The sequence below is a fragment of the Shewanella hanedai genome, assembly GCF_007197645.1.
In the GTDB taxonomy this organism is placed as follows: Bacteria; Pseudomonadota; Gammaproteobacteria; order Enterobacterales; family Shewanellaceae; genus Shewanella; species Shewanella hanedai.
Genome location: NZ_VKGK01000006.1, coordinates 207,046 through 215,401 on the forward strand (window position 1 = coordinate 207,046; position 8,356 = coordinate 215,401).

The 8,356-nt window shown below is 37.7% G+C and carries 3 protein-coding genes and 1 pseudogene; all 4 read right to left on the minus strand.

The features are described from left to right. Positions 1 to 80: 80 nt before the first annotated feature. Positions 81 to 4,349, minus strand: a complete 4,269-nt coding sequence (locus FN961_RS07440) for a hybrid sensor histidine kinase/response regulator transcription factor (protein WP_143563915.1) — start codon at positions 4,347 to 4,349, stop codon at positions 81 to 83. A gap of 156 nt (positions 4,350 to 4,505) precedes the next feature. Further along, positions 4,506 to 4,824: pseudogene (locus tag FN961_RS26045) on the minus strand (transposase); the annotation flags it as partial. A 71-nt stretch (positions 4,825 to 4,895) separates the two neighbouring features. After that, positions 4,896 to 6,890: a methyl-accepting chemotaxis protein gene (locus tag FN961_RS07450; RefSeq protein WP_143563916.1), complete on the minus strand. Its 1,995-nt coding sequence runs from the start codon at positions 6,888 to 6,890 to the stop codon at positions 4,896 to 4,898. A gap of 155 nt (positions 6,891 to 7,045) precedes the next feature. After that, entirely contained in the window at positions 7,046 to 8,113 is a 1,068-nt protein-coding gene (gene nadA / locus FN961_RS07455) for a quinolinate synthase NadA (RefSeq protein ID WP_143563917.1), read from the minus strand. Positions 8,114 to 8,356 lie beyond the last annotated feature (243 nt).

Below are 8,356 nucleotides of genomic sequence, written 5' to 3' on the forward strand. Positions count from 1 at the left end.
CCTTATCTTCTGATAATCAATCATACAAAAGGGTATTAATTTTAGACGATTAGTTTTCTTAAAGGCCTGCTATTGGTAGATTAACGTGTAGTGAAGTCACTTGGCGCCACCCCATATTTCTGTTTAAAACTTTGGGAAAAACTACTATGAGATGAATAACCCACTAGGAAAGAGACATCTCCTGCAGGCTTACCCTGTCCTAAAAGTAATGCAGCTCTTTCGAGACGAAAGTGACGCAGATAGTCACCAGGTGTCATGGCGATCAAGGCTTTAAATTTTCGTCTTAATTGTCTTTCACTAATTGATAGGGCGTTAGCTAAGCTGTCTACATTAATATTTTCGTGTTGAAAGTTATCGTTAAGATATTCATTAACCTGTTGCATAAAGTAGTGTTCTGCCAACTCAGATGGAGCGAAATCATTATGTACAGTTCCATCTTGAGTTGTGTTATTTTCAATAATCCCTATTTGTTTAGCACTAAGTTTAGGAGAATTAAAGGGTGATTTTTTTAGTTTTAACTCTTCTAGTTGCTTAATAAACTTATGTCGTAACTGTGATTGAATCAAGAGTAAATTACTGACTCGCAACAATAGCTCGTCAGCATTAAATGGTTTGACCAAATAGTCATTGGCTTGCTCTTGTAAACCGACCATCCGGCTTTTATGATCACCTTTTGCAGTAAGAAAAATAATGGGAATGTGACTTGTGGTTTTTTGTGATTTTAATTTACGTACCATATTTATACCATTCATTACCGGCATCATTACATCGCTGATAATAATATCTGGCACTTCAGTCGTCGCGATATTAAATCCTTGCTCTCCATCTCTAGCAATGAAGACTTGGTATTTTTTTCCAATAGTGTCGATCAGAAATTGTCGCATATCAGGATCATCTTCAACCAACAATAAACTCGTTTGAGTATCATCAGATTTAATTGAACGTTTTGTTAGGTTATTGTATTTAGTTAAATCACTCCCATCTTTTGTTTGCTCTCTTAATCCTCTGAGTGACACTTGCTCAGGTAGACCTAAGTTCACAATGTTGTTATGGCTAGAATTATTTGTTAAATCAAATTGTTCTCTAGAAACTTCATTGATAATTGGTAAGTAAACTCTAATGGTCGTGCCTTGATTAACCTTGCTTTCTAAATCAATATATCCTTGATGCATTTCAACTATTTCTTTCACCAACGCCAGGCCAATACCAGAACCTGTCACCTGTTCATTTATACTATCCTGTCCTCGAGTAAAACGTTCAAACACAACGCCCTGCAACTCCTCTGCAATACCGATCCCAGAATCTTTCACTTCAATCATTAATTCATTAGCAATAGTTCTTTCTGAATATACAGTAATAACACCTCCAGATTGTGTATACTTAATGGCATTAGATAATAAATTCAGCATTACTTTATCGAAAGCGTCTTGTGTAAAACTAAAGAAAACGTTTTCAAGATTTATAATTCTTAGTTCTATATTATTATCCTTAGCAAAATCACTAAAAACATCGACGATACTGCTAATTAGAAAGGAAAATGACTGCACACCTTGCTCTGTAACACTTTTGACTCGGAAAGACTCAATATTGAGTAATTGTTCAATTAATCTTAATAGCCTGTTCCCATTTCTTTTTATAAGCTTAAGACTTTTTATTTTCTCATCTTGTTGCTCAATACGTAACAACTCTGTAATTGGGCCAATAATAAGAGTAAGAGGAGTTCTTAACTCATGTGATATATTTGCAAACTCTTGTTCCTTCATTGATAACAAGTTCTCTATTTCTTGGGTTCGTTCGGCAACAGTCAGTTCAAGAATATGTGATTGCCTGGTTAATCTACGAGTACGGAATACGACAAACAAATATATAGTCAATAACATTAATAGCAGATACACTATATATATCACATTCGACTTCCACCATGGTGGACTAATGTGAATACGAATAGAAGTTCCCTCATCATTCCATAAATTGTTATTGTTTGAGGCTTTTACCCGAAAAATATACTCACCACTGTCAAGGTTTGTGTAAGTAGCAATACGATTTTTGCTATTGGTCATTATCCACTCTTTATCGTGACCCTCCATTTTATATGCATACTGGTTTTTATTTGAGTTAAAATAATTTAATGCTGCAAACTCAAATGAGAACATGGACTGTAAATAAGATAGCTTCAATATCTTTGTTTGGGTAATACTATGTAAAAGCATAAAATTATTTTTTGCTTCAACTTTCTCCTTACTGATGCTTGCTGAACTTAATGAAGTATTTTTGCGAATAGGTACCGATTTATTAAATAGTGAAAATCCAGTTATAACAACTGGTGGTAAGAAATCATTCTTATTTATAGCTTCAGGAATAAATCTATTGAAGCCATTACTCCCACCAAAAAATAACTCTCCTTTACTGTTACGAAATGCTGAATTCTTATAAAACTTGTTGCTTTGTAAACCGTCATAAACATCATAGTTATTGTATAATTCACTTTCAGGATTGAATTGTACAAGCCCACTATTAGAACTGAACCAAAGTTGATTTGAGTCATCCTCAAGGATTGCATTAATAGTATTATCTGTTAGGCATAATGTTTTTTGACCATGGGTGAATGCATCAATACTTGGTAGGTATTTATTAAAGCCAACCGTTGTTGCAACCCACAGGGTTCCAAGATAATCCTCAGCAATATCATGTACATCATTACTATTCAAACTACTTTTATTAAAAGCGTCATGAATGTAGCGCTTCAAGGTTTCAGATATTGGATTATATTGATAAAGCCCTTTGTTTGTGCCTATCCACAGCATACCATGACGGTCTTCAAGCAAGGAACTAACTATATAATTATCTAAACTTTGCTGCCCTAATAGATTATGTTTCAAATATGTATATTCAGAGCTAGTTTTATCATATTTTATTATCCCTTTTGAAGTGCCAATCCATATGAAACCAAAACGAGATTCAATAATTTTCGAAATGAAAGTTTGTGAAATGTGTGATGGAAATTGAACAGAGATTAAACTGTCTTTTTCAGAATTATAATGGTACAAACCGTGACCCCATGTTCCCACCCATATGTTGTTGGAACTATCCTCAAAGATTAAGCGCACCGAAACTGGATCATTTATGTTAAATAATTTCTTGAGCTTATTATTTTTACTATCAAATCGGTCAATACCTTTGTCTGAACCAACCCATAAATTTTTACGACTGTCTTCTAAAATAGACATGACGTTATTGCTACTAAGACCATCTAGGTTATCTGGCTGTACTCGAACATGGTTAAAAGTCTGTAAGTTATTGTGATATTTGCTAATTCCACTTTTAGTACCAATCCAAGTTATCGCTTGTATGTCAGTAAATATATAATTGATATGATCACTAATTAAACTATTTTGATCACTTATCTGTTGTTTATAATAGTTGAATTGCTGATTTCTAAAATCATATACAATAAGACCATTTTTTGTTCCTATCCACACACGCTCTTCTTGACCAATTGAAAGTGCATAAACTGGGTATATATTATTCTCACTTATATCCTTTGGAATAAATACTTGTTCGAACTCACCTGTCTGGTAGTTATATTTACTTATTCCTGAACCGCCTAGCCAAAGCGAACCAAAACTGTCTTCAACAATAGAGTTAACAGCTCCTTTAAACATACTTTCATTGTCTAGTTTAGAACTATTAAATTTAATAAAATTATTCAATCTAGGAACATACTTTTGAAGCCCTTTATTTGTCCCAACCCATAGATCACCATAACTATCCTTAAATAACTTCCAAACTGTGTTATCAAGTAAGCTTGTTGGCTCATTGTCTAGATTCTGAAAATGTTCAATCTTTTCATTTTTAATATCAATTCGATAAACCCCTTGATCCATTGTACCAATCCAGATGTTGCCTAGACCATCTTCTGATATTGTATTGACACTTACATAATTTAATACATTATTACCTGAAAAATTATAATGCTTAAATGTTTCAGAGTATGGATTGTATTTATTTAAACCTGATGTAGTTCCAACCCAAAGTATATCGTTAGAGTCTTTTAATAGTGAGCGAACTTTATTACTTGATATTGAACTTTCATCGTATGAATCATGCTTAAAATATTTAACTTGAGCACCATCATATCGATTCAATCCATTTTCAGTAGCAATCCATATAAACCCTTGATGGTCTTGAACTATAGCGTTAATGGTACCATCAGATAACCCATCTCTTTTTGACATGTTATCAAGGTGGATTGATGATTCAACCGCTAATAAAATAGTAGGTAGAAGAGTTAAGATACATGATAAAAGCAGCTTTGTTATAAAAAATATAATACTGAATTTATAATGCATTATTAACCCACCTTAAGTTAAACCTATTTTAGGTGTTTTTAACATACCATTCACCATATGTAAAGTCCGCATACTTTACATATGATCTAATATATCTAGAACCTCACAATGTATACTTAAGTTTCAATACGTATCGCAATTTTTTATTACGCCCGCTTAAAAAACTAAATAAACCCAGATCGGTAAAAATATCAGAGCAATCGCATTGAGTTCAGCCGTTGTAATATTAAGTTGAGGCTTATGCTCTTTTAGTTGATAAGCCACCATCACATTAAGCATGGAACCATGCACACTTCGATGTCTTGTATGCTCAATTTTAGAGATATTTTTTAACTGGTCGTTAGTTGTCTCTATGATAAAACGTCTGGAGAGCATAGCTCAATCCCACAATGATAATCGCTATCCCGCTTTCTAATAGGTCACTGGTCAGTGCATTACAGATATCCCCTTTATCTGCATAAAGTTTGTCCACCAGGTTAAATAACAAAAAAGCCCTGCATTACGCAGGGCTTGCTACTAGAAAGCAATACAAACAGCAAAGAGACATTAACTCAGCTTAAACTTACTAACCTCTTGAGCCATGATATTTGCATCGGCCAGTAATGCTTCGTTTAAGGCACTTAACTGATCTGCTATTTCTTGGGTGTTTTGGTATATTTCACTGATCTTAACAGCGTTACGACTCACCTCTTCAGAAACCGCTGATTGCTCATGGGTCGCTGCGGCGATCTGCTCATTCATCGCATCAATCACCCCAACTTCATTGACGATTCTATCAAGATCATGTCCGGCTTTTTCTGATTCTTTAACACTAAGCTCCGCTTGCGCTTTGCCTTTCTCCATGGCGAGAACAGCAACTCCCGCGCCTTTTTTGAGGCGTTCGGTCATATCTCGAATATCTTCAGTTGAGGTTTGAGCACGTTGAGCCAAGCTTCGAACCTCATCGGCTACCACGGCAAAGCCTCTGCCCATTTCACCGGCTCGGGCGGCTTCAATGGCTGCATTCAGTGCCAGCAGGTTTGTCTGTTCAGCGATGCCACTTATCACGCCAAGCACATTGACGATGCCATGAATATCGTTATCAAGTTCATTAATGGCTTTTGAAGCCTCACCAATCTCTTCCGCTAATAGATGAATACTTTGGCCTGTTTTACTGACCTCGACGTTACCCGCTTTGGCTTCGATATTAGCCGCTGCCGATGCCTCAGAGGCTTTAACTGCATTCAATGCTATCTCTTGTACCGTACTACTCATCTCTGTCATGGCAGAGGCCACTTGCTCAGTTTCACTGTGACCAATTGCGACATCTCTTTGCATCGCATTGGCACAAGTTTCCATTTGTTCAGAGGCCTTAAGCAAACTGCCCGTATTGGTTCGCACGCGATTAATGACTTGCTCAAAATCATTCATCATCTCATTAAAGGCATTACCTAATTGACCAAGTTCATCGGTACTGTTGCCTTTAATGCGAATACTGAGGTCAAAATTCGTCTGTGCTTGCGTCACACTGTCATGAAGGTGATGAAGACGGTTATGCATATATTTCGCCACCGTCATGGAGATATACAGAACTAAACTGCCAGAGATTAACATGATCAAAAGAATGCCATACATTAGTGATTTTGCTGCAGATAGCTCCGCCTCAGTTTGGCTGATTAAATCACCTGACAAGGACTTTTCAAATTGTCGCACCAACTCTATTCGAGCTGACGACGTTGAGAACCACTCCTCTGCACTTTGGGCGCTCAGTGCATCACTGTCACCACTGAAGGCTATCTTTCTTAAGGCTTCCACATCTTTAACAGCACGCGAGTTGATTAATTGTCGGTACTTGTCCTGAACAGCAGGTGTGGCTAACGCCATAAAGCGTTCTTCATAGCTTTGCTGTTCAGACACTAACGTCGCAAAGCCTAAGAACATCCCAGGCTTAAACTCACGATTGCCAAAGCTTGAGCTTAATACTGCACGTTCAAGTCCTGCACGCTCTTTCATCTGCAAATAAGCACTAAATGACGCCGCTTGAATAGCAATGGCTTGGCTGTCTCCCTCTTTTGCCGTCTGATCTACAATCGCCAATAATTCCTTGTTGAGTTTGCTATAAAAAGCCACCTCTTCTTTTACCGATACGCTTAAGTTGTTAATACGACTACGCATGGTATTTAAGTTGGAAAACTCATTGGATAATTGGGTAAGTTGATTTGAAAAGGTGTTAGGCAGGGTATTATTAAACACAAAGTCGTTGAAATAACCCATTTGCTCATCAGTTGCAGCTCTTTGGATATTGAGCTTGTTAGCAAAAGATTGACCGTTAGAGCCAATAAACCCGGCACTCATGCCGCGCTCTTTTTGTAATTCATGAACTAGATCGCTGTTGACAGCAGTGAGCTTACTCAGCACTTGTACCTGCTCTAAGCCATTGGACAACTGATACTGGTTATAGACAATGGCACAGCCAAAGAAGATAGAGCCTAAAATCGGGGGTATGGTGACTAAAAGTAGCTTATTCGTGATGGTTAAATTTCCAACCCAACGAAACTTCATAAGAAACATCCTTGTATTCCAACATTTGTTTAATGGATTGCAGTTTATCCTATTATCTACATGTAAAGTAAGTAAAATTATAAAAGCCCTATAAAAATAGGGCTTTTATATTATTGAGCAATCTAAAAGAAAAAGACTAATTTAGCCGTTAATCATTAGGCATTGCCTTTCACTTTCATATTCAACGTCTGCGCAAAATTCAACATACGATCTAAGGGGATTAACGCTTCTTTACGAAGTTCATCATCCACAAAAATCTCATGTACACGGGTATCTTGGGCAAGTAATGCAGCTTCGATAGCCTGCAGGCCATTCATCGCCATCCAAGGACAGTGAGCACAACTACGACACGTGGCACCATTGCCGCCTGTTGGCGCTTCAATTAATGTCTTACCCGGTGCAGCTTGCTGCATTTTATAGAAAATGCCTCTATCTGTGGCGACAATGAAGGTGTCATTATCCATCGTCTGAGCCGCTTTAATCAGCTGACTGGTTGAACCAACGGCATCAGCAAGTTCAACCACACTAGCAGGCGATTCAGGATGGACTAAAATGGCAGCTTCTGGGGTTTGTATTTTAAGTTCACGTAACGCTTTGGCTTTAAACTCATCATGGACAATACACTCACCCTGCCACATCAACATCTCAGCACCGGTTTCTTTGGCAATGTAACTGCCTAAATGACGGTCCGGACCCCAGATAATTTTCTTGCCTTCGCTGTCTAAATGCTCGACGATTTCAAGAGCTATGCTAGAAGTCACCACCCAATCAGCGCGGGCTTTGACCGCGGCAGAAGTATTGGCATAGACAACAACAGTATGATCAGGGTGGGCGTCACAGAATTCACTGAAGGTTTCGATTGGGCAGCCAATGTCCAATGAACAAGTGGCTTCTAACGTTGGCATTAACACCGTTTTTTCAGGGCTTAAAATCTTAGAGGTTTCCCCCATGAACTTAACCCCGGCTACGATCAATGTCTTAGCAGGATGATCTCGACCAAACCTTGCCATCTCAAGTGAATCAGACACACATCCGCCCGTCTCTTCAGCTAACGCTTGGATCTCAGGATCGGTGTAGTAATGGGCAACCAGTACCGCATCACGATCAATCAGTAATTGCTTGATCCTAGCTTTGTGCTCAGATTTCTCATATTCAGACAGAGGGAGAGGCTTTGGAGGAAAAGGATATTGAATTTGTTCAACTTTTGGGACTAACTGACTCATTTTACAACCAAGGCGAAATTCGTATTAGCGGGATTATACGTAAATATGAACCAAAAATTAACCTCTATTGAGAGTCGAATATAAAAAAATATATTTTGTTCATAAAAAAGAGCGCTATAGCGCTAATGCCGGTAAGTTAAGCTTACTGGCATTTTTTATTCCTGGCGTATCTCTGAGGTCTTCGTTTAACCGTCCTAGGAAATGACCTCGTTCGTCGAGGCTCTAAAATTAGGCTTTCTGCCA